Source organism: Sphingobium sp. WTD-1, from assembly GCF_030128825.1.
In the GTDB taxonomy this organism is placed as follows: domain Bacteria; phylum Pseudomonadota; class Alphaproteobacteria; order Sphingomonadales; family Sphingomonadaceae; genus Sphingobium.
Genome location: NZ_CP119128.1, coordinates 66,269 through 86,126 on the forward strand (window position 1 = coordinate 66,269; position 19,858 = coordinate 86,126).

24 protein-coding genes and 1 pseudogene are annotated in these 19,858 nt (G+C 63.3%); 8 read left to right on the top strand and 17 right to left on the bottom strand.

What is annotated here, in order from left to right:
* Positions 1-6: 6 nt before the first annotated feature.
* The 14 genes from traU to N6H05_RS25565 are packed head-to-tail and all read right to left on the bottom strand — an operon-like array spanning position 7 to position 11,071.
* Entirely contained in the window at positions 7-1,020 is a 1,014-nt protein-coding gene (gene traU / locus N6H05_RS25500) for a conjugal transfer pilus assembly protein TraU (protein WP_069338495.1), read from the bottom strand.
* Complete coding sequence (locus N6H05_RS25505) at positions 1,017-1,304, bottom strand: hypothetical protein (protein ID WP_185707923.1); 288 nt, start codon at positions 1,302-1,304, stop codon at positions 1,017-1,019. Before N6H05_RS25505 ends, traU begins: the two co-directional genes overlap by 4 nt.
* Positions 1,301-1,960 (bottom strand): type-F conjugative transfer system protein TraW, encoded by a 660-nt coding sequence (traW, locus tag N6H05_RS25510; RefSeq protein ID WP_185707921.1) that lies wholly within the window; start codon positions 1,958-1,960, stop codon positions 1,301-1,303. The genes N6H05_RS25505 and traW overlap by 4 nt, the downstream gene beginning before the upstream one ends.
* Positions 1,957-2,544, bottom strand: a complete 588-nt coding sequence (locus N6H05_RS25515; protein ID WP_185707919.1) for a S26 family signal peptidase — start codon at positions 2,542-2,544, stop codon at positions 1,957-1,959. The genes traW and N6H05_RS25515 overlap by 4 nt, the downstream gene beginning before the upstream one ends.
* Positions 2,528-3,211: a TrbI F-type domain-containing protein gene (locus tag N6H05_RS25520; protein WP_185707917.1), complete on the bottom strand. Its 684-nt coding sequence runs from the start codon at positions 3,209-3,211 to the stop codon at positions 2,528-2,530. Before N6H05_RS25520 ends, N6H05_RS25515 begins: the two co-directional genes overlap by 17 nt.
* The gene (locus N6H05_RS25525; RefSeq protein WP_185707915.1) at positions 3,204-3,581 is read right to left on the bottom strand and encodes a hypothetical protein; all 378 of its coding nucleotides are present in this window, start codon (positions 3,579-3,581) and stop codon (positions 3,204-3,206) included. Before N6H05_RS25525 ends, N6H05_RS25520 begins: the two co-directional genes overlap by 8 nt.
* The gene (gene traC, locus N6H05_RS25530) at positions 3,578-6,145 is read right to left on the bottom strand and encodes a type IV secretion system protein TraC (protein ID WP_185707913.1); all 2,568 of its coding nucleotides are present in this window, start codon (positions 6,143-6,145) and stop codon (positions 3,578-3,580) included. Before traC ends, N6H05_RS25525 begins: the two co-directional genes overlap by 4 nt.
* 3 nt (positions 6,146-6,148) lie before the next feature.
* On the bottom strand, positions 6,149-6,952 hold the full coding sequence (locus tag N6H05_RS25535; RefSeq protein ID WP_069338502.1) for a conjugal transfer protein: 804 nt from the start codon (positions 6,950-6,952) through the stop codon (positions 6,149-6,151).
* On the bottom strand, positions 6,949-7,761 hold the full coding sequence (locus tag N6H05_RS25540; RefSeq protein WP_069338503.1) for a DsbC family protein: 813 nt from the start codon (positions 7,759-7,761) through the stop codon (positions 6,949-6,951). The genes N6H05_RS25535 and N6H05_RS25540 overlap by 4 nt, the downstream gene beginning before the upstream one ends.
* 24 nt (positions 7,762-7,785) lie before the next feature.
* A complete protein-coding gene (locus N6H05_RS25545) occupies positions 7,786-9,105 on the bottom strand; it encodes a TraB/VirB10 family protein (protein WP_069338504.1) in 1,320 nt (439 codons plus the stop codon).
* A complete protein-coding gene (locus N6H05_RS25550) occupies positions 9,102-9,914 on the bottom strand; it encodes a type-F conjugative transfer system secretin TraK (RefSeq protein ID WP_069338505.1) in 813 nt (270 codons plus the stop codon). Before N6H05_RS25550 ends, N6H05_RS25545 begins: the two co-directional genes overlap by 4 nt.
* Entirely contained in the window at positions 9,911-10,495 is a 585-nt protein-coding gene (locus N6H05_RS25555; protein WP_099231087.1) for a type IV conjugative transfer system protein TraE, read from the bottom strand. The genes N6H05_RS25550 and N6H05_RS25555 overlap by 4 nt, the downstream gene beginning before the upstream one ends.
* A gap of 1 nt (position 10,496) precedes the next feature.
* Positions 10,497-10,781: a type IV conjugative transfer system protein TraL gene (gene traL / locus N6H05_RS25560; protein ID WP_007406330.1), complete on the bottom strand. Its 285-nt coding sequence runs from the start codon at positions 10,779-10,781 to the stop codon at positions 10,497-10,499.
* 41 nt (positions 10,782-10,822) lie between these two features.
* Complete coding sequence (locus N6H05_RS25565; RefSeq protein WP_234792482.1) at positions 10,823-11,071, bottom strand: hypothetical protein; 249 nt, start codon at positions 11,069-11,071, stop codon at positions 10,823-10,825.
* Between the two features lie 408 nt (positions 11,072-11,479).
* On the opposite strand from N6H05_RS25565, the gene N6H05_RS25570 reads away from it, so the two are divergent.
* From N6H05_RS25570 to N6H05_RS25580, 3 genes are all read left to right on the top strand, one after another.
* On the top strand, positions 11,480-11,830 hold the full coding sequence (locus N6H05_RS25570; protein WP_069338508.1) for a hypothetical protein: 351 nt from the start codon (positions 11,480-11,482) through the stop codon (positions 11,828-11,830).
* A gap of 86 nt (positions 11,831-11,916) precedes the next feature.
* A complete protein-coding gene (locus N6H05_RS25575; RefSeq protein ID WP_125988425.1) occupies positions 11,917-12,369 on the top strand; it encodes a hypothetical protein in 453 nt (150 codons plus the stop codon).
* 85 nt (positions 12,370-12,454) lie between these two features.
* Positions 12,455-12,679: a hypothetical protein gene (locus N6H05_RS25580; RefSeq protein ID WP_081260906.1), complete on the top strand. Its 225-nt coding sequence runs from the start codon at positions 12,455-12,457 to the stop codon at positions 12,677-12,679.
* Positions 12,680-13,037: 358 nt separating this feature from the next.
* Here the strand turns inward: N6H05_RS25580 and N6H05_RS25585 are convergent.
* The 3 genes and pseudogenes from N6H05_RS25585 to N6H05_RS25595 all read right to left on the bottom strand — a co-directional run.
* Positions 13,038-13,358 (bottom strand): annotated as a pseudogene (locus N6H05_RS25585) (ATP-binding protein); the annotation flags it as partial.
* 169 nt (positions 13,359-13,527) lie between these two features.
* Positions 13,528-14,340, bottom strand: coding sequence for a sterol desaturase family protein (locus tag N6H05_RS25590; RefSeq protein WP_185707911.1), 813 nt, complete (start codon positions 14,338-14,340; stop codon positions 13,528-13,530).
* Between the two features lie 104 nt (positions 14,341-14,444).
* On the bottom strand, positions 14,445-14,741 hold the full coding sequence (locus tag N6H05_RS25595; protein WP_279606819.1) for an SRPBCC family protein: 297 nt from the start codon (positions 14,739-14,741) through the stop codon (positions 14,445-14,447).
* 287 nt (positions 14,742-15,028) lie between these two features.
* Between N6H05_RS25595 and N6H05_RS25600 the strand changes: the two genes are divergently transcribed.
* From N6H05_RS25600 to N6H05_RS25620, 5 genes are all read left to right on the top strand, one after another.
* On the top strand, positions 15,029-15,433 hold the full coding sequence (locus tag N6H05_RS25600; RefSeq protein ID WP_185707909.1) for a hypothetical protein: 405 nt from the start codon (positions 15,029-15,031) through the stop codon (positions 15,431-15,433).
* A 54-nt stretch (positions 15,434-15,487) separates the two neighbouring features.
* Positions 15,488-16,894: an aromatic ring-hydroxylating oxygenase subunit alpha gene (locus N6H05_RS25605; RefSeq protein WP_185707907.1), complete on the top strand. Its 1,407-nt coding sequence runs from the start codon at positions 15,488-15,490 to the stop codon at positions 16,892-16,894.
* A gap of 86 nt (positions 16,895-16,980) precedes the next feature.
* Positions 16,981-17,829: a TauD/TfdA dioxygenase family protein gene (locus tag N6H05_RS25610; protein ID WP_185707905.1), complete on the top strand. Its 849-nt coding sequence runs from the start codon at positions 16,981-16,983 to the stop codon at positions 17,827-17,829.
* Positions 17,830-17,860: 31 nt separating this feature from the next.
* A complete protein-coding gene (locus N6H05_RS25615) occupies positions 17,861-19,309 on the top strand; it encodes an aromatic ring-hydroxylating oxygenase subunit alpha (RefSeq protein ID WP_432215138.1) in 1,449 nt (482 codons plus the stop codon).
* 235 nt (positions 19,310-19,544) lie between these two features.
* Positions 19,545-19,790 carry a hypothetical protein gene (locus N6H05_RS25620; protein ID WP_279606818.1) on the top strand — a complete coding sequence of 82 codons (246 nt, stop codon included), beginning with the start codon at positions 19,545-19,547 and terminating at the stop codon, positions 19,788-19,790.
* Positions 19,791-19,858: the final 68 nt, after the last annotated feature.

Genomic DNA, 19,858 nt, shown 5'->3' on the forward strand with positions numbered 1-19,858 from the left:
CCAACCTCAAAACATGCAGCAGTTGCGCTTGCGCCAGAGCAGATACCCAAAGTCCTCGCCCCCCACCGGGAAGGCGCGACCGGCGTCTGGCGGCAGCGTGGACGCGCCGATCGTCGAACAGGCGAACTTGCCGCTCACGGTCGGCGTCGGATTCGTCATCTGGATGCGGTATTGGGACTTCTTGAGGATCGGCATGACGTACTTGTTGCAGAGCGCCTTGGACCCTGCCGTCCCCCATGCGAGGCCCTGCCGGTGCATCTTGAAGAGCAGCCGCTCGGCCGCGAGGCGCGAGGACTGCACCGGCGAATTATGCGCCGCGATGTTGCCGTTCATCGGGAACATCGACCCGTTGCACCCGGAACACCAGAACATCTGATCGATCGGCAGCGCCGCGGTCGCCGCCGCGCAATCGGCTGCGCATGCCGCGACCGCGATCGGATTGTTGAACAGCGCGACCTCGGGATTGATGAGAGTCGTCAGCACATCGTCGTTCCAGAGCGGATCGATCTCGGTCATGTAGGCGACGTCGAACGAGGCCTGCTCGAAGCACAGGAAGTCGGTGAGGATCTCCATCCAGTAGAGCAGCGGATAGACGTAATAATGGGCCTGCCAGTTGGCCGAGTTCTGCGTCGTGCCGCCACCGATCCGGGGGCCGGTATATTGGCCTTGCCCAATGTCGAGACCCGGATTGAGCCGCAGCCCGCCAAGGTTGGGAAAGCACCAGGGCTTGGTCGTGACGTCGACGAGCCGGGCTGGTTCCCAAAAGCCGATCGATATGCCGATCCGGGGAACAGGCGATCCGCACGCGCAAACGGGCAACGACGGATTCTTCGTGTCGGGCCGGCTTCCCGGCCAGATATGCGCGCCGCCGATCGACAGCGGAAACAGACAGGACCAGCACACATCGGTCACAGGGTTCACGAACTTGCCGGTGCAGTTGGCAGGCAGCGCACTGGCGGGCGCGGACCATGCAGCGAGCGCGGCCAGGAATGCCAGAAGGCCCACAAGACGCCGCATCATGGCAATGGCTCCTCACCTTCGCTCTTGCGAACCCTCGCGTCGAAATAGGTATTGTCGGCGCGGTTCTTGCGCACGACGTAGAGCGGCACGAGGATGACGAGAGCGAGGACAAGTCCCGCGATCATGCCCCCTGCCCCCGATCCGAACAGAGCGTGCAGCGGTCGGATCGCGGGCACGGCGAGCGCCAGCGCAAGCGCGGACCACAGGATCGACAGGCGCATCGCCTTGAGGCCCGGCGTTTCGGGCGCGGCCATCGGCGTCCTGAGCATGTCGAGCCACATCATGCGCCCGCTCCCGGCATCTCGATCTCGCTGATCCTGAGCACTTCGCCTTGGGGCGCTACGACAGCGGGAACATGCGCGATCCCGAAATGGCTGGTGAGCTTGCCCTGCTGGTCGAAGAAGAAGCGGCGCTTCTTCTCGCCCATGCGATCGAAGGGCGACCCGGCGACGAAGATGATCTTGGCGTTCTGCGCGCTCCAGCGCTTCATCGCCCAGTCCACCTGTGCGTCATCGCGCCCGTCGATGAACACAAGGTCAGTCTTCATCGCCACGAAGGAGAGCGGATTGACCCGCTGCCCCGCCTGCGCGACGAGCCGACCCTTCTGGTCGCGCACGTCCTGGTCGAGCACGATCGAGGGATCGAAGGTCCAGCTGCGTGCCTCGCGCACCGCAGCGATCCCTGCAACCGGCAACGGATTGCGCACCCGCTCCTGCGCCTTGACGCGCAGCGCTGCCTGCATGCGCTCGATGCTGCCATCGGCCTGCATGGTCTTGAGACGCCGGTCGATCGTGTCGAGAAGATCGGGTTCGACGATCCCCCAGGTCTGTCCCATCACCCCATGGTCATGGGCCAATGCACCCTCGACGACAGGCCAGGCAGAGCTGGCGACCAGTGCGATGGCGAGGAAGCCACCGGCAAGGGCGACCCGGCGGATCACAGGATCGGCGTCCCGGTTCCGACCAGCTGCTTTGCGCAGGCAAAGCCGATCTCGGCATAGCGGCTGTCGAACCCGTCGGGATGGGGCGTGCCGACATAATAGCAGCCCCTGGGGACACGCCCGACCGGGCCCGGGGTCAGCGGTTCGCCGGTGCGCGTCAGCGGCTTCATGTGCGCGACGCGGACGCCGTCGACATAGACATACGCGCCGCGATGCTCGACCAGCGCACCCGCCATCCCGATGACCCGCTTGCCGAACGGCCCTGTTTCCGGTCCGAAATGACGTCGCACCAGGGCATTGTCGGGCGGCACGAAAAACACATAGTCGCCCTTGGCCGGAGCCTTGTCGCGCGCGACGAAGAACGCCCAGTTGGGCAGGCTCTCCGAGGCATTGATCATGAAGGCGTGACTTTGCTGCCAGGCGCTGAGCGCATTATACCCCGCCCATCCGGTTGCTAGCAGCGCGACCGCCCCCCATTGCCGGACCCGGCGCGCGATGAGGGCCTTACGGGCGACATGCTCGCCCTCCCCTGCTCGCCCGGTCGCCGCGATCGCAGGCGCGTGCCTGTCAGTAGCCGCTGCCATTGAGGCCTCCCTGCGCGGGCGGTGCGACCGTCGCCTCGACAGGCGAGACGGGCGCTGGACCGAAGGGCGAGCCCTGCGGGGCAGGCGCCTGAACCTGCGCGGCCGGCGCGACACTCCCGGAGGCTGGTGGAAGCATCGCGCCGACCGCGGGACCGGAGGCGGGCACCGGCGCGGCCGCGGGAAGCGGGACGCGCGCGAAGACCGCCTTGCGGATCTGGTCTGTGATATCGGGGACATTCTTGGAGAGGACCGCTTCGCCCACCAGCACGGTGGTGCCGCCCGCGCCGACCTTGCGCAGCTCCTCGTCGAGCGTGCCCATGAATGCCCGCGTCTGCGCCGCAACCTGCTCGGGCGGGCTGTTGCTGTGGCTCTGGGCCTGCACATATTCCGACACGATCCCCTCGAGCCGGACGCTTGCCATCGGCACGGTGGCAGGCGGCGTGAGCAGATGCTTGGTCACCCATGCGCCCCAGAGCAGCACCGCCACGATAAGCGCGGCTGCGACATAGGCGATCCTGGGCAGACCCTCGGGCTTGCGGCGCACGGCCTTCGCACCCGTGCCGCGCGCCGGCGAAGCGGGCGTGGCCTCGGGATGGAGCGTCGAAGCGACAGGAGCGGATTCGCCGGATGCGGGGGCCGCTGTGGACCGATCGAGAACGTCAACCATGCCGGGTGCCTTTCGTGGAAGTGACGATCGCGAGCAGCAGCTTGCCGCGCAGCAGCGCGACCACGCCGAAGGCGACGATGAAGGTGAAGAAAAGCTCGTCGCCGAACACCGCACGCCGCGCGCTGTCGGCCGCGACGAAGCGCGTGCCCAGATTGGCGACCTGCGAGAAGAAGCCGATCGCGGTGAAGTCGCCGAGCATCAGGAAGAAGAGGATCGCGACCCCGAAAGTCGCGAGCAGCGTCATCGCCATCCAGCCCGATGCGCGCAGCAGCACATAGCACATGTCGGCGAACGCGCGGCCGAACGCGCGCCTCCACGAAAAGGGCACCGGCGCTTTCCAGTCGGTGTCGAAGGGCGTGAGCGCGTTCATTCGGCCGCCTCCGTGAGAGGCACGCCGACGGGTTTTCCGACATATTCCTCGGGATAGGCGACCCGCTCGATCGCCTCGTCCATCGAGCATCCCTGCTCGATCAGGTGCTCGATGTCGGCAAAAGTTTGCGGGCTCGAGGAGTAGAGCGTCGCGGAATATTTATCGAGCACGAGGCGGCCGACCGCCATCGAGTCCGGCCCCTTGATCATGATGTCGGAATATTCCGCGCCGTTGCGCTTGAGCGAGCGCAGCAGGCTTTCGGTATAGGGGTCCATGTCGAACCGGCCATGCTTCTGGAAGTCCGAGATCGTGTCGGGCTTCTGCATGAGAATGACCGACCAGTCCGAATTCTCGAGCGCGGCAAGGCTCCCTTCCGACTTGTAATAATCGTTCAGGCTCTGCGTCGCGGTGATGAGGGACGCGCCATATTTCCGGCAGGTCCGGCTGTAGGTTTCGACGAAATCGGCCATCGATCCGCCGCGCAGCATCTGCCACGCCTCGTCGATCAGCAGCGCCTTGGGGATCTGGCGATCCATCCGGCGCATCGTCTGCGAGGACATGAACATGATCGCGGTCAGCACGACCGAGCGCAGTTCCTCGCGGCTCGAGAGGTCCGACAGTTCGAAGACGGTGAGCGCGTTCGACATGTCCACCGACGCCTCGCCGGTAAAGAAGCTGCCATAGGTGCCCGCACTCGAGAACGGGAACATCGCGATCGCCAGATCCTGGCCCTGCGGCGATCCGTCGGTGCGCAGCGCCTCGACCACATCGTCGACGCTGCCCCCCCGCCCCTTCGCTTCCCAGACCTGATTGACCGCGCGATCGATAAGGCCGCGCTCGGTATCGTTGAGCTTGTCGATGTGGCGACCCATCTGACCGACGATCGACTTGAGCATCGCGAGCGCGTCGATGAGATAATCCTCATCCTGCGCGACCAGCGCCTCGTCGATCATCGAGAAGGGATTGAGGCTGAAGCCGTCGCGCAGGCGAAACTCGACAAAATTGCCGCCCAGGCTCTTGGACATATGTTCGAACGAGCGGCCATCGTCGATCACGATGATCTTGGCACCGACCCCGGCGAACGCCGCGCACAGTTCCTGAAGCGCGACCGACTTACCCGACCCGGACTTGCCGAACACCGCGACATTGTGGTTACCCGCCTTGTTCTCGAAGGGCGACCAGAAGAAGGGCTGGCCGCGCCGTCCGATGAACATGAGGTGCGGCAAGCCCCCGCCCAGAAACTCGCCCTGGATCGGCAGCATGTTCGCCGCGGTACTGGTGAGCATCGTGCGCAACCGCTTCATGCGCTTGAGATCGCTGTCGAGGCCGTTGCCCAGCGTCATCGGCAGGCACGACATGAACGCCATGATCTGGAGAAAGCGTTCGTCGAGCAGGTCCCAGCCAGCGGCCTTGTACATCGACTTGACGGTGCGCTCGTTGGCATCGCCCATCCCCTTGGGGCTGATGATGCCGACCGCATAATAGGCCTGCACCAGCTTCTTGCCGAGGCGCAGTTCCTGGGTGACATGCTCCCATTCGCGGCTCTGGTCCTTGAGCTGCGGCAGCAGGCGCGCCGACTTCGAATCCGCAAGGCTCGACGTGCGCATGAACTTGTAACCCGCCTTGGACGAGGCGGCCTGCTCGTCCTGATAGCACAGGCACAACGAAGTCAGCGTCGGACAGCCAGGGCGCAGCTTGTCGGAGAACATGTCACCGATCAGCTTCTGCACGTCCCACGGTGCCCAGCGGTTGGGAAGATTGCGAACCGAGAAGAAGCGATAGTCGAACGTGTCGGGTCGGATCTCCTCATACTGGGTCTCACCCGAAAGACTGGTCACGGCGCGCAGCGGCTCGACCGAAACGAGCAGACGATCGGCGTGGACGACGGTCTGGACGTCGCGGCGCACGCACTGGTCGGCAATCGGATCGAGGTCGGAATATTCCGATACCTGGTCCGACACGTCGAACGCGGGCGCGGTAATGTCATCGATCAGCGCAATGAGATCGACCGGCTTCATTCGCGTGGCCGGCATGTCGATCGACGCCAGGGTCGAGACGATACTGTCGCGCACGCCAATCAGTTCTTCGGGTGTCGCTTTCGACGCAGCGATCGACACCGACAGAAAGATGCGATGATTGCGGACATGGAAAGGCCCGTCCTTCGACATCGAGACCCATGCCCCGTGCCGCAGGAACGCCGATCGCCGCTCCGCGATCTTGCGATGCACGCCGCCGGCCTTGAACCGTGGCAGCGCATATTGCGCGATCAGCGCGCCCACGCGCGGGCTCTGGAACGAGAGAAGCTGGACGCGCGCGCTGGGCGGCACGCTCTCGGAAAGCATCTGCGCGAGGATCTCGCCGGTGCGCTCATCGGCCCCCATGAGCGGCGCCAGCTCGAGCGCGAACGCAAGGCTGTCGGTCTGGTAGAACAGATCGTTGCGCGCGTCGAAGCTCCGATAGGGCAGCCATTGCGAGAGCATGGGCGCGCCGTGCGAGGGCGTACCCTGATCGGGGCCGCGTGTGTCACCCAGCAGCCGCGCGATGAAGCCTGTCTTAGCGGCCATGGCTCAGTCCTCCACGCGCGGAGAGAACGAGGCAGGCCGGTTCGCCGGGTTCCCCGAAGCGAATTCCGGCGCATTGCTTTTGGGCTTGGCACCGACCGGTGCCGGCGCGGGGGTTGCAGCCCGTGCAGCGACCGGGACCCCCTTCCCTGCCGCCGCCTCTCGCGCCTTGGCGCGCGCGGCTGCGACCGCCGCGGCGGTCGGGGCACCCACAGCGCTCGCCGGCGGTACTGCCACGACCGGCGCGGTCGCCGGGACTTCGACAGGTGCCGACGCGGACGGCGGGATCGGCGTACCGAGCTGCGAGAGGATCTCGGGGCTGACGTTGAGGACCTGCGTCGCGGCAAGGGCAGGACCGTGCCCGTCGGTCGCGGCGAGCCATTGGCCGTTATCGACCACGGCCTGCACGACGCTCGTTTCATGATAGCGCCCTGCCCCGTCGACATGCGCGGGAAAGACGATGCGCAACACCTTCTGCGGACCCACACCCGACGCCTGCGGGGTCGCTGCATAGGCGATGCGCTGCGGCCCCGCCTGCCGCAAGGGCGCCTGGAAGGGACCTGCGGGACGATAGCTCGTCTCGCCGCTGATTTCCGCGAGCGCCTTGTCGTCGATCACGGTTGCGGGCGCACAGCTGCCCCCTTGCGGGGCACCGCACGCAAAGCTGCCCTTGATGTTGGTCCCGAAGGTCGTGCACCCTGCCAGCAGCACAAGGCTCGTTGCCATCGCGATCGCGACCCGCCGGGTGCGGCCTCGCGGGCGATACTGGGACACCGGACAGTCCGGCAGACGGATCGCCGAACGGCTCATGACCTTGCTCCCTTCAACCATGCAAGAAGTTGCGCCTTGGGCTGGAACCCCTCCATCACCGCGCCATCGGAGCGCACGAGAACGGGCGTGCCGTTGAGACCGTGCGCCTTGGCGAACGCCTCATTCTCGTCGAGACCGCTGGTGTCGCACTTGCCCGTCCCTGGCACCGGGTCCTGCGCATAGGCGGCGCGTACCGCTGCATGCCGGTCCTTCGCGCACAGCACGCGATCGGCGACGTCCCGGCTTCCGAGCACCGAGATCGGCCGCTCGATCACGCGCACGTTCATCGTCTCGAGCGTCTGGCTGAGCGCCCGGCAATAGCCGCAATGGAAATCGGAAAAGACAGTGACGCTCTGGGACCCCGAACCCCATATGATCGCTCCCTTGTTCGAGAGCTTCGAAAGGTCGAGCGTGCGGACGGCCCCCCGTTGTTCCGTCACCCGCGCCCCGTTGCCGGGCGCAGAAGGCTCGGGCGCATCGGCTGCCGCATTGGCGCGCGCCGCGCCGCCCACCAGCATGTCGGGGTTGAGCGCCAACAGGCGCGCTGCCGTCAGGTCCTGCCGGGTTTCCATGTCATAGACCCGGCCGATCACGAGATAGCGGGCCGACTTGTCGACATAGAAGAGATTGGCGCCGGCGGTAACTTCGCACAGCCCCTCGATCTTCGTGCAATCGATCCCGGTGATCGGCGTCTTGGGGAGCCGCTGCTGGAGCGCGGCCTGCACCTGCGGCCCGATCGCCGGCTCCGCGCTGCCGGTCAGCATCATCGCCGCGCTGGCCGCGACGCCAAGCAGAATATTCTGTGTCATAAGCATATCCTTTCGGCCCGAGGCTCAGTTCTGGATGAAGACGCCTTCGAGGAAGACGATCTCGACATCGATGCCGGTCGGCATCTCGATGATCGGCTGATATTGCTCGGCCCGCTCGATCAGATATTTGCTGACCATGTCGGCGGACTGGGCGATGCCGTTGCCCAGCCCGGCCTGTGCGATGTCGCCCATGCCGATCTGTTCGCGCTTCCCGTTGACCGTCACGTTGTTGCCGGTGAGGAGCGAGTTGGTGTTGGCCGAGAAGCCGCGACCGAAACCACCTGCGATACCGGCGATGAAGGCCTGGCCGACAAGCCCGCCCTCGCGGCTGACCACCCGCCCGCGCACGCCGGTCTTGCCGGCAAAGCTGATGAAGCCCTTGACGTCCGAGACCGCGAAGCGCCCATTGGCCTGCGGACAGGTCATCCGCTGGAGCTTCACATAGACCTTCTCCGAAGAGAGGTCGCCGCGTGCCGCGCCGTTGATGACGCAGCCCTCGATCCGGGTCGTGAGCAGCTTGCCGTTGCTGTAAACCGAGCGCGCCGGCCCTGTGATCCGCAGCACGACGGGAAGCGGATCGCTCTGCGACTGCACCCCTGCCGACGCATCGACGCCGACGATCACCTTGGCCTTCGCGATCGAATTGGGCGGCAGATAATTGGGGCTGTCGGTATAGCTGGTCGTGCCACCCGAAATGCGCGTCGCCGTTCCGCTCGGCCCGCCCTCGAACGAGACGAGCTTGATCGAGCGCGACTGCGACACCGCGGCAGCGGCCGCCTCCCCTGCGCTCATCGGTGCGCCCGGACCCCGATAGTTGGGCTGGCCCATCGGCCCGTACATCTGCGCGGGCGCCGGCGCAGGGGGCGCGCTCGACCGCTGCGCAAGCTGCTGACGAAGCTGGTCGTTCTCCTGCTGGTAAGCGCTCATCACCCGCTGGCCATCTGAGGCCATCGACTGTTTCTCGCCCTGGAGCGCGGCGATCTGCGCCTGAAGCTGCTCCATCTGCGCGCGCTGGCCGTCGACACCCTTCAACTGGTTGTTGATCGACTGCATCTGCGCTTCGGATGCCGCCTGCCACTCCCGGTCCGACATGTTCCGGTTGACCATGTCGTCGGTGGTGATCTTGACGACCTTGTCGTCTGCGCCCGACGTCTTGAGCTTGGTATCGTCGCCCATGACGTACCAGGACCCCAGCACCAGTGCGAGCGCGCCGCCGCAGCCAAGGTAGAGCAGCTGCTTCTTTCGGACGGCGTCGTTGCCGGCCATCAGTTCGCCCTCGCCTTCTTCAGGCTCGGCATCGAGTTGCTTGGGTTTCCTGCCGGGGAAAAGGTCCTTGAGGCTCATGGCCGCACTCCGTTGGCGAGGCCCGACGGCGTGACGATATACGCTGTGGTGACTTCACCGGGTTTGAGGTTGGGATTGGCGACCGATACGGCGATCGCGTTCGACGGCGCGATCGTTCCTTCGCCCAGCGCGACAGGCGATCCGCCCTTGTTCTCGATCCGCAACACGCGCCCTGCGAGCGCCGTGCCCCGATATTCGGTGAGCATCTGCACCTTGAGCGACCCCACCATGACCGGATCGGTAACCGCGGGGCGGACGTCGAAGCCCTCGAGCGGGGCTTGCTGGAACATCGCTTGGACGAGCGTGGCGGACGCTTCCTGCGGCGTGGTGTCGGCCTGTGCGACCGCTGTCTGCGCCTCGCCTGCGATATCCTTGTTCTCGACGAACACCTGTTGCGCGTCGTCGCCTGCAAGGCGGCAGCTGAACTTGTAGACATACCCCTTGGAGGTCGTGCCGAAGAAGGAGACGTTGGCCCGCGAATAGGCTTCGGGAACAGAGACGTAGATGTCGCCGCGCGTCGGCTCGTTGACGACCGTGAAATCGTCGCTCTCGACGCCGGTGGTCAGCTTGGAGACACTGGCAAAGCGGTCGTCCTTGAGGCTGATCCGTGTGAGGCCGGACTTGGAAAGCGTGCAGGAAACCTCGCTATTGTCCTTTGCAAGCAGATGCTCGTCGGCAAAGGCAGGCGCAGCGAGCGCCATTCCCCCGACCAGGATCATGCCTGCGCCGACGAAGCGCGAGAGCGAGCAGACGCGGGAGGCGATCGCCGTCCCGCCTCCGATGAGGCCAAATGCGATCAGGGGCGTCATGCCTCGTCTCCGGTTGCAGCGTCGTCCTTGTCGACCTTGGTGACCATGCCGAAGCCCTTCAGCTGAAGGGACAGGCCGCGATAGGACCAGTAGAAGCGGAAGGTTTTCGCCTCGGCAGTCACCGCCTTGGAGCCGACGACGGTATGCAGCGTGCCGGTCACTTCCGAGGTCAGGTTCTCAGGATCAACCTTCATGCTGGCGAGCGTGAAATACTGGCTGATGCTCGACCCGCGCTGTTCGCTCAGGATCTTCATGAGATCGCGCTTGAGCGAGCCGTGACTTTCGGGCGTCGCGATCTTGAGGATCGACTCCATCCAGTAGTCGAGATTTTCAGGCGAGCGGTTGAGCGTCATCAGCGCGGTGTCGCGCGTGACCATCTCGAGATACTCCCGGCTGACCCCGCTCGAGGACAGCGTCAGGGGCGTGCGGACGATAGGTTGAAGGACGATCTCGCGGTCGCGCGTCGCGCCGACCAGGAAGAGGATGACCACGAGGCCCGCGAGAACCAGCGCCACGATGCCGAGCATGTTGCGCTGCTTGAGAACCCGCTGCGACTGCGCGAGACCGACACTATAATCCATTTCAGCCCACCATCACGCGAAGGTGGGAGGGTGGCGTCGCCTTGAGACCGGTAAAACTCGACGGCAGGTGCCAGTAGGCCATGTGGAGAATCCACGATGTGGCCTTGCCGGCTTTGAGCTTTCGGAAGCCCCACCATCCGAGCAACGAGACCATCAATCCGATCACGACGTGCTGCGAAAGGATGCCCCAGATGAAGGGGATCGCCATCGCGAGGAACTCGTCCAGCGTCCAGAAGCCGATCAGCTCCGGATCGTCGAGATGCGAAGGGATGGTATACCTGTCCATAAGCGCTCACCGCCCTCCCAGCGGTTGATCCCAGTCGGTCCTCAGATCGTCGCGGTGACGGTCGAGGTGACGATCGGAATGCCGGTGCCCGCACCGACGCCGACGGCGACGGGAACGGCCACCTGGCCGAGGCTGAAGCGACCCGACGCAAGCGCGACGATGCCGCCGGCAAGGCTCATCACGGTGATGATCTTGCCGCCCGAGCCCTCGAGGAAGTCCGTGAACTTCGTGAGCGCGGTATTGAACGTGGTGTCGGTGCCCGCAAAGGCCGCCGAAGCGCCCAGGATCATCACGCAGGCGATGATCGCAAGGCCAAGAAGGATACCGTTGATCTGGTTACCCTTCGGCATCGAAAGTGCAGTCATGCTCTTTCCCCTTGGAAGACGACGCACAAGCACGTCGTCTCCGTTAAGAGGATATAAACTCATGGTGATCGCAAGTATTAAATCATGGTGTGTAATAGAATTACACTAAAGGGTGTAATAGGATTACACACCTGTGTAACCAGGTTACACACTCCACATCATTGACGAGCAAACAGTGTAAAATTTTTACACTCTTCGTTGCGATGTGGAAACGTATTACCAGTTCAGGTGCATTCCCGAAATTTTCGTTCGCTGAAATATTTTTATTACTGCGGCAAACTTTCTTCTGTTTGCGCTGGCGGGCGTCCGCTTACAGCGGTATCAATCGCCTCAATGTCCCAAGCCCTATATACCTTTCGCGTTAGCGACCGCGTTTTCCGCCTCACCGCCGATGCGATCAGGGTCTATTCCCTTAAGACCGGCCAATTCGAGACGGTTTCCTCGACTGCCATACATGGTCTCGGAATTATTGGAGAAATGCTCGATTTCCGACAAATCTGGCGGTCGGCGAGCGAGCGTGACGAGACAGGTGATTATCGCATAACGCTGCGTATCAATCTTCGAGACAAACCCGCCTTCCAGGCCGCGAGGGAGGCCATCGCGAAGGCGACCGGCACAGTTCCTCCAGTTCGGTTCGTCTTTGTCAGCGCTCTTCTCGCCGTGTTTGAAGGAACCGATTCCTAAATCTGCGATGAACGGTGATTCACATGGGATTGACAGAACCGACTCATACGGCTGTATGATACCCCCCTAACCGGGGGTGCCATGCCATGAGCGACCGGAGTATCGGGTCACAAGAAAGCGTCAAACGCCAGGAGTGCTTCAGGCGCCTCTTTCTTCACGAGTGGAGACGACGCCGGATCACGAACAAGGAAATGGCCCGCAGGCTCGGCCGCAGTCTCAGCCTGATCAACAAGATCAAGGCATGCAATGCCGCTGTTACCCCGGTCATTCACAATCAACTCGTCGCTGTCCTCGAGATCGATATCGACGTTGCATCTTTCGCCATCGACATACTGGGGAAGCCCGAACTCTATTTTGACCCGGGTTTCCGGCAGTTCGTTCGCTGGATCGTCGACGTCGCGTCCAATTATGACAATGCGGGTGAGGAATGCGCCACGTTCATGGCACTTGCCAGCGAGGTTGGATCCGCTCCGGGCGCGCCGTCTATCTTTCAAAAGCTGTTAGGCGACATCCAAAGCCCGGTTGCTACAGCATCATGAGTCGAGCGCGGTGTTGAAAGCAGATGTCTTATGACTATCCTGCCCCATGCCCGAAAAGGACTCGACGACAAGGAGCGCACGGTCGATGCGTCGCAAAAAGCTGCGTGAGGACGCAGCTGGCTATCGACGTTCAACATACGCCCTCTCCCCTACATCCATCGACATCGTGGAGAAGATCCGGCAGCGCCTCACACTGCCGTCCCGCGAGGCAACGATCAACGCCATACTCGAACGGATCGATAGCGACATTCTCTTGCGCTACGAATTCCTTGGCCCGCGAACGCCAGATCGCGCCAACAAAGAGCCATGAATCCTACTGCCGGCAATCGGCTCAAACCGGCCGTCAGTTTAAGTCTCACTCCACCATTGCGTGCTTCTGCGCAACACGTCGGCCAAGACTGGCGCGGATGCCGTTATCTAACTGGGAAATGCCTGTAGAACGTGGAAATCGACACACCAATTGCAGAGGCAATCTCGGTGGCCGACATCTCGGTTGTCAAACGGCGTTCAAAAGGGACCCCCGATCGGCGTCGAAGAGGGACCCCTTTTCGGATATGATGTTGGTTTGTTGAAGATGGCCTTGCGCTGCGTGCGGCGGAGGGCGGGCGTAGCCCGACCGGAGGCGCGCGCAGCGCAAGATAGATTTTTGAAGGCGCCGAAGGTGGCTGTCAGCTGCGGTTTTTGAAGCGCCAGCTGTCGTTGCCCGTCTCGACGATATCGCAGTGGTGGGTGACGCGGTCGAGCAGCGCCGTGGTCATCTTGGGATCGCCGAACACGGTCGGCCATTCACCGAAGGCGAGGTTCGTGGTGATGATGACGCTGGTGCGCTCATAAAGCTTGCTGATGAGGTGGAACAGCAACTGCCCTCCCGAGCGGGCGAACGGCAGATAACCGAGCTCGTCAAGCACGATCAGGTCGAGCCGCGACAGCTGCGCCGCCAGGGTCCCGCCTTTGCCGATCCGGGTCTCCTCTTCGAGGCGTGTCACCAGGCCAGTCCATTCTCTGGCCCGATCGCGACGGTCGCGAGCGCGAATTAGCGATCATCCGCGTACGCCAGGCTGCGCCGACCGCCTGAACCGTTGGTCTCCGCCAGGCTTGTCAGGACAGCCAATGGTGTGCCCTTTGCAGGGGCACACCAAGCATTTCCCATCAGCAGGTCTATGTCAGCGGAACATCGCGCTGGCCGCTCTTCCCGCCCGACCGGGACGGCTTTCGCCCATATCCCTCGCCCTGATCGAGCGTCCCGAACAGCCAGTCGTAGAGCAGCGTGATCGTCGCAAAATTGCCGCCGGTGAAGCGGGCATGATGATTGTGGTGCATCCGCGACATCGTCGCCAGATAGCGGAAGGGAAAACGATCGGATTCCCACAGGTCATGATTGTGAAGGTTGATCTGCGAGAAGGCGACCCAGGTGATGACGATCGTCACGACATGGAAAGGCCCCATCAGCTGAGACAGCACGAAAATCGATCCGGCGTAGAGCCCAAGCCCCATGGCGACTTCCAGCGGGTGGATGTAGCTGGAATCCTGCCGGCAAGGGTTGTGCTGACGGTGGTGAACCGCGTGGACCCACATGAGGGGGCCTCCCAGGAAACCGCCGTCATGAAACAGGAACCGGTGCACCAGGTAGTAGAAGAAATCGTAGAACAGCAGAATCACGACGATATCGAGCGCGACGTTCCACCACGCCTGGGGCTCCGCTGTCAGGCAGAAGGGCAGGATGAAGACGAAGATCAGCCCCATGAAGACTGGACCCCATCTACGATTCCACGCCTGATTGGCGGCGTAGTTCGGCTTCGCCATCTTCGTGTCCCGCGCAGCCTGGTTGCGAGCGTACTCCGCGCGGAAGGTTGGAACGAGCAAGGCCAGATGCTTGCCGGCGAAGGTGAGCGCCGCAATGCCGATCGCCGCGTAGAGCGACAGCTGCCACTGGTAATGGCCCAGCAACTCTGAGAAAAATGAGGTGTCCATGAGCGGTCTGTCCTTGAGCCTGCACGACCATGCCGATCTTGTGAGCGGCCTGATCGAACACCGTGGTAACGCTGTTCTCAGGTCGATCTTTGACTGCGCGCAATTCAGGTGCAGCCCTGACGCCGCTGCAACGACCGCCAGTCCTGCCTTGGCGGAGGCATTGCCACATAATGGTCGATCGCTTGTTCGAAGTGCCGGATCCGCACCTCCTGATAGTTGCCGAGGGTGAGCGATTTCTTCGCTGCTGCCTCAAGCCCCTCCTGTTGCAGGAACAGGTTGTCCGTGTCCTGGTCGAGAATACGGCCAAAGCCGTCATCCATCCCCTCGGCCTCGGTGAACGACTGCTTATCCGACAGGATGACGGGCTCTGCCGGCACCGGGCGACGCCCGTCGGCAGGCATCGGCTTACCTGTGCAAGCGACCGGCCTCGAACGATGATTACTATCCCGCGTTTAACCAGGCCAACGTCAAGCTGATCGACGTCGCTGAGACGCAGGGCGTCGAGCGTCTGACCGAAAAGGGCTTCGTCCATCACGGCGTTGAGTACGAGATCGACTGCCTGATCCTGGCATCGGGCTACGAAGTCACCAACGATCTCGACCGGCGCTGGGGCATCTCGCGCATCGAGGGGCGCGACGGCCTGTCGATCTACGACTACTGGCGCGAGGGCTTCAAGACCTTCCAGGGCATGATGGCGCACGGCTTTCCCAACATGTTCTTCACCGGCTTCACCCAGGCCGGCGCCAATGCCAGCAATTCGAAGACCTTCATCGATCAGGGCTTCCACATCGGCTATGTCGCCAGCCAGGCGCTGCTGCGCGGCGCGGCGGTGGTGGAGCCGACCAAGCAAGCACAGGACGCCTACATCGCCCACCTGCGCTCGGTGGCGGTCGACAACTCGACCTACATCAACGAGTGCACGCCGAGCTATTTCAACAACGAAGGCGACACGACCAAGAAGCGCCACATCTTCGGCGAGCCTTGGGGTGAGGGCTACTACGCGTTCGAAGCGATGCTCGAAAAGTGGCGCGCCGCCGGCGACCTTGCCGGCCTCGAGCTCACCCGCGAGCCCGCCTCGGTGCCGGCGGAATAAAACGCCCCACCGAGCGGCCCTGCGTCACATTCGCGCGAACAATGGGAGGTTCCCATGAACAAGCCAGAAAAGATCGTTACCAAAGACCTGTCGGAGGCGCTGACCTATCCTGTCGAGGCCTTCATCAGCCGCGAATATGCCGAGGCCGAGCCTGAACGATTGTGGTCAAAGGTCTGGCAACAGGCCGGACGCGTCGAGGAGCTACAGCAGGTCGGCGACTATATCACGTACAACATCTGTCACGATTCGATCCTGATCGTGCGCGACACGCCCGAAACGCTGAAGGCGTTCCATAATGTCTGCCCGCATCGCGGACGGCGGCTGGTCGGCAACAACACCGGCGGCGGTCCCAAGACGATCGCACAGGACGACGGCACGCACAGCGCCCGAGGGAACCGGTTGAAATTCGGCTGCAACTATCACGCCTGGACGTTCAACCTCGATGGCGACGCGACCTATATCCCCGACCGTGAGGACTGGAACGGCGCGCTCGACAGCGTCTGTACGAGCCTCGCGCCAGTGCAGGTCGATACCTGGGGCGGCTGGATCTGGGTCAACATGGACCTCGATGCCGGTCCCTTGCGCGAATGGCTGGAGCCCGTCGCGTCACTGATCGACCCCTTTGAATTCGACAAAATGCGCTATCGCTTCCGCTACTGGGGCATCTTCGACTGCAACTGGAAGGTGGCGCTCGAGGCCTTCCTCGAGCCCTACCACGTCCAGGGCACGCACCCGCAGCTGATGAAGTACGGCGATTTCTACTCGTTCAGCAAGGCCTTCGGCCTGCACGGCCAGACAGGCTTCGACTCCAAGGCGCATCGCGAAACCCGGTCGGCCGTCGAGACCTCGGTCCACCGCGCCGCCGGCGACGGCGATCTGCGCACGACGATCGCCCGGATGCAGGCCGAATACTGGGAAACGATCGGCGCCAGCACGAGCGAGACGCTGGTCCGCACGGCCCAGCGCCTGCCGGCGGAGCTGCCCGAGGGCACTGCTGCGGCGGAAGTTCACAGGCGCTGGATGGAGATGGCCGTCGCCGAAGACGCCGCGCGCGGCGTCCACTGGCCGGAGCTCAGCGACGCCCAGGTCGCCGCGGCCGGTCTGGCGCTGTCGATCTTCCCCAACGTCAATTTCATTCCCGGTCCAACCTTCGCGCTTTGCTACCGCGTCCGCCCCTATGGCACCGATCCCGACAAGTGCATCTTCGAGGCCGTCGCGCTCGATCGCTTTCCGCCCGGCGAGGAGCCCGACACCGAATGGACCTATGTCGAGCAGGATCTGGAGAAGTGGCCTTACGTCATCGCCCAGGACATCTCGAACATGGTCGAGGTGCACCGGGGCTACAAGTCGCGCGGCTTTCGCGGGAACCTCCCCAATCCGTGGCAGGAGCGCAAGGTGACGAACCTTCATCGCGGGCTGGCCACATACATGGGGACCGGCGCGCCGCAGCCGCTGGGCTGATCGCCACCTACGACAAAACTTGCGCTCGATCAAAGCAGCGGTCCGCGAGTGCCGACACACTCAGTCCAGTTACAGGAGATCGCCACATGGCCACCACCACGTTAAGCCGCCTCCGGGCGGAAGAGATCAAGCCGAAGATCGGCAGCCGTGTCCTCAACACCAAAGAGGAGCTGCTCAGCGGCAGGCTGACCGACGAGATCAACGAGCTACTCGAGCAGAGGGGCGTGCTCGTATTCAAGCAGCTCCACTTCACGGACGACGAGCAGATCGCCTTCACCAACGCGCTCGGCGGCAACGCGACGGAGATCGGCTTTCGCAACAAGGCCGTATTCCCGATTTCTCTCGACAAGAGCATCAACCAGGAAGTCGTCGAATATCTCAAGGGATCGTTGTTCTGGCACATCGACGGGACGATGAACGATGTCCCCGTGCGCGGCTCGATCCTGACCAGCAAGGTCCTGCCGACCTGGGGCGGCAACACCGAATTTGCCAATTGCTATGCCGCCTATGACGATCTTCCCGACGAGACCAAGGCGCGGATCGACGGCTTGCGGGTCGTCCACACCATGTGGGCTTCGCAGCTCTATCACACGCCCGAGCCGACGCTGAAGCAGCTCACCGACTGGCAGAGCCGCGGGCAAGGCAAGCGCGAGCTGCCGCTGGTCTGGAAGCACAAGTCCGGCCGAAAGTCGCTCGTGCTCGGCAACACGGCGCAATATGTCGTGGGCGTCGATGCCGAAGAGAGCGCGCGGATTCTCCACGGGTTGCGGGAATTCGCGACCAGCGAGCCTTACCACTACTCGCACGAGTGGGAAGTCGGGGATTCGGTGATGTGGGACAACACCGGGACCCTCCACCGGGCCATGCCCTACGATCCGGATTGCGGCCGGCTTCTACACCGCACGATCCTGCAGGGCGACGAGCCCTTCGCCTGACCCCGCCGCTCTCTGACCAACAGGTGCCACTATGGCCGAAATGGACCCCGCAAATTTCGACGCGGCCGAGCAGCTTCCGCCGGTTAACCCGCTGCGTATCGAGAACCCTGCGCTGATACCCGCCGCCCGCTATTACGACGAGGCGTTCTATCGCCTCGAATGCGAGCGGCTTTGGCCGAACGTGTGGCAGATGGCCTGCCGGCTCGAGCAGATTCCGAATGTGGGCGACTGGATCGAGTATTCGAACGTCGGCAAGTCTGTGATCATCGTCCGGACGAAGGACGGGATCAAGGCGCACCAGAACCACTGCCGTCACCGCGGCGTGCCGCTCGCCGGCGGGCAGGGCAACGCCGAAGGCAAAAGCGCGCACGGAAATTGCGCCAAGAGCGGCTTCATCTGTCCGTTCCATGGCTGGCGCTGGAATATGGAGGGTGAGTGCACCTTCGTCTATGGCCGCCACCTGTTCGATGAGGAGCTGCTGGACAAGGACGAGCTCGCCTTGCGGCCGGTGCGGGTAGAGACCTGGGGCGGCTGCGCTTTCATCAATCACAACCCCGATGCGCCTTCGCTGCGTGAGAGCCTGGGACCCGTGCTCGACCGGCTGGAAGCGCGCGGTATGAGCAAGCTCAGGTCGGAATGGTGGTTCGCCACTGTGCTTCCGGCGAACTGGAAGGTGGCGATGGAAGCCTTCATGGAAGGCTACCACGTGATGAAGACGCACCCGCAGCTTCAGCATGCGCAGCCTAGCCTCTACAACAGCCGGTACGGAAACGAGACCGGCGGGCTCGGACCCACGGTCAACCCCAACGCGTCCGCACGGCAAAACGTCTGCGAAGCGCTGGATTCCATGGAACTGCTCAGTGCCGGAATGGCCGGGCTCGTTCACGGCAAGGAAGTCGAGATCGCCCGGCAGTTCGAACATGCCGAGCTACCCGAAGATCCGCAGGTCGCCATGATGACCTGGTATGGGATGGTCTGCGAGGCGATCACGAAGCAGCTGCGCGAGCGGGGTGAGGACGTGCCTGATCTCGTGCAGGTTATGCAGGAGCATCCGGTCGAAGCGGTCGAATACCTCTTCCCGCACTACTTCCTGCTAACCTACTTCACCTCGATGTCGTCATACCGGATCCGTCCGCTTGGGCCGGAAAGCTGTCTTTTCGAGATCTGGTCGCTGACCCACTTTCCCGAAGGCCAGGAACCTGAGCCGGTGCGCGAGTCCACCGTGCTGCCGTTCGACAGCCAGGACTTTCCGATGATCCCCCGCCAGGACTATTCCAACATCCCGATCCAGCAGAAAGGGCTGCATTCCGAAGGGCTCGACGTGTTGCGGCTGTCAAAGGAGCGAGAAGGGCTGATCAGCAATTACCAGCGGCTCATTGACGGCTATATCGCGGGCGCGGAAGGTGAACGGCTGGCCGCCGCGAACCGGAAGCTCGGCGGCAACTTCGACGGTCCGATCCTCGATCTGGAGCTCGAATGACAGCGCTCGGCGTGCAAGCGCATCCTGTGGCCGCGTCTCGCCGGTCAGCGAAGCGGGCGTTTCTTGCCCCTGGGCGCTAGCGCCGCGATCAGGTCTGCGGCCGCCTCTACTCCGAGCAATGTTCTGCCTCCTCAGGCAAGCGAGCTGCGCTGCGGGTCAACGCTCAATTTGATCCGCATCAACAAGGGGAACGCAGCCCCGGGCGTACTTCCTGGCCATCAGGAGGACCAAGCTCATGAACTATGCCGACGCGAAATTGCAGAAGGGCAGCGCCCGCTGCCCGGCGATCAGCACCCAGGAGATCATCGCTCGCGATGCAGTGCCTGCTCCCGATTGGGTTCGCTCGGAGGCCTACAGCTTCCTCGGCGACGAGGATATTTCGGCCGACCGCTACATCGAGGCTGATTTCGCGCGGCTCGAATATGAGCGGATGGGTAGCGTCCGAGGAGCTGGTGTAATTTCAGTGCCGTCCACGGTGTGATCCTGGGTGGCCATCGAGGTGTATGGTCGAGGTGGAGTTTGCCGACTTCAACCCCGGACCACATGGAG

Excerpts from the sequence above, each read along its gene's own strand:
- N6H05_RS25620 (WP_279606818.1), top strand. The coding sequence starts at position 19,545 with ATGAACTATGCCGACGCGAAATTGCAGAAGGGCAGCGCCCGCTGCCCG.
- traU (WP_069338495.1), bottom strand. The coding sequence starts at position 1,020 with ATGATGCGGCGTCTTGTGGGCCTTCTGGCATTCCTGGCCGCGCTCGCT.
- N6H05_RS25580 (WP_081260906.1), top strand. The coding sequence starts at position 12,455 with ATGCGTCGCAAAAAGCTGCGTGAGGACGCAGCTGGCTATCGACGTTCA.
- traL (WP_007406330.1), bottom strand. The coding sequence starts at position 10,781 with ATGGACAGGTATACCATCCCTTCGCATCTCGACGATCCGGAGCTGATC.
- N6H05_RS25525 (WP_185707915.1), bottom strand. The coding sequence starts at position 3,581 with ATGAACGCGCTCACGCCCTTCGACACCGACTGGAAAGCGCCGGTGCCC.
- N6H05_RS25540 (WP_069338503.1), bottom strand. The coding sequence starts at position 7,761 with ATGACACAGAATATTCTGCTTGGCGTCGCGGCCAGCGCGGCGATGATG.
- N6H05_RS25605 (WP_185707907.1), top strand. The coding sequence starts at position 15,488 with ATGAACAAGCCAGAAAAGATCGTTACCAAAGACCTGTCGGAGGCGCTG.
- N6H05_RS25590 (WP_185707911.1), bottom strand. The coding sequence starts at position 14,340 with ATGGACACCTCATTTTTCTCAGAGTTGCTGGGCCATTACCAGTGGCAG.
- N6H05_RS25600 (WP_185707909.1), top strand. The coding sequence starts at position 15,029 with ATGATGGCGCACGGCTTTCCCAACATGTTCTTCACCGGCTTCACCCAG.
- traC (WP_185707913.1), bottom strand. The coding sequence starts at position 6,145 with ATGGCCGCTAAGACAGGCTTCATCGCGCGGCTGCTGGGTGACACACGC.
- N6H05_RS25535 (WP_069338502.1), bottom strand. The coding sequence starts at position 6,952 with ATGAGCCGTTCGGCGATCCGTCTGCCGGACTGTCCGGTGTCCCAGTAT.
- N6H05_RS25570 (WP_069338508.1), top strand. The coding sequence starts at position 11,480 with ATGTCCCAAGCCCTATATACCTTTCGCGTTAGCGACCGCGTTTTCCGC.
- N6H05_RS25520 (WP_185707917.1), bottom strand. The coding sequence starts at position 3,211 with ATGGTTGACGTTCTCGATCGGTCCACAGCGGCCCCCGCATCCGGCGAA.
- N6H05_RS25615 (WP_432215138.1), top strand. The coding sequence starts at position 17,861 with ATGGCCGAAATGGACCCCGCAAATTTCGACGCGGCCGAGCAGCTTCCG.
- N6H05_RS25595 (WP_279606819.1), bottom strand. The coding sequence starts at position 14,741 with ATGCCTGCCGACGGGCGTCGCCCGGTGCCGGCAGAGCCCGTCATCCTG.
- N6H05_RS25610 (WP_185707905.1), top strand. The coding sequence starts at position 16,981 with ATGGCCACCACCACGTTAAGCCGCCTCCGGGCGGAAGAGATCAAGCCG.
- N6H05_RS25550 (WP_069338505.1), bottom strand. The coding sequence starts at position 9,914 with ATGACGCCCCTGATCGCATTTGGCCTCATCGGAGGCGGGACGGCGATC.
- N6H05_RS25555 (WP_099231087.1), bottom strand. The coding sequence starts at position 10,495 with ATGGATTATAGTGTCGGTCTCGCGCAGTCGCAGCGGGTTCTCAAGCAG.
- N6H05_RS25575 (WP_125988425.1), top strand. The coding sequence starts at position 11,917 with ATGAGCGACCGGAGTATCGGGTCACAAGAAAGCGTCAAACGCCAGGAG.
- N6H05_RS25515 (WP_185707919.1), bottom strand. The coding sequence starts at position 2,544 with ATGGCAGCGGCTACTGACAGGCACGCGCCTGCGATCGCGGCGACCGGG.
- N6H05_RS25545 (WP_069338504.1), bottom strand. The coding sequence starts at position 9,105 with ATGAGCCTCAAGGACCTTTTCCCCGGCAGGAAACCCAAGCAACTCGAT.
- N6H05_RS25505 (WP_185707923.1), bottom strand. The coding sequence starts at position 1,304 with ATGATGTGGCTCGACATGCTCAGGACGCCGATGGCCGCGCCCGAAACG.
- N6H05_RS25565 (WP_234792482.1), bottom strand. The coding sequence starts at position 11,071 with ATGATCCTGGGCGCTTCGGCGGCCTTTGCGGGCACCGACACCACGTTC.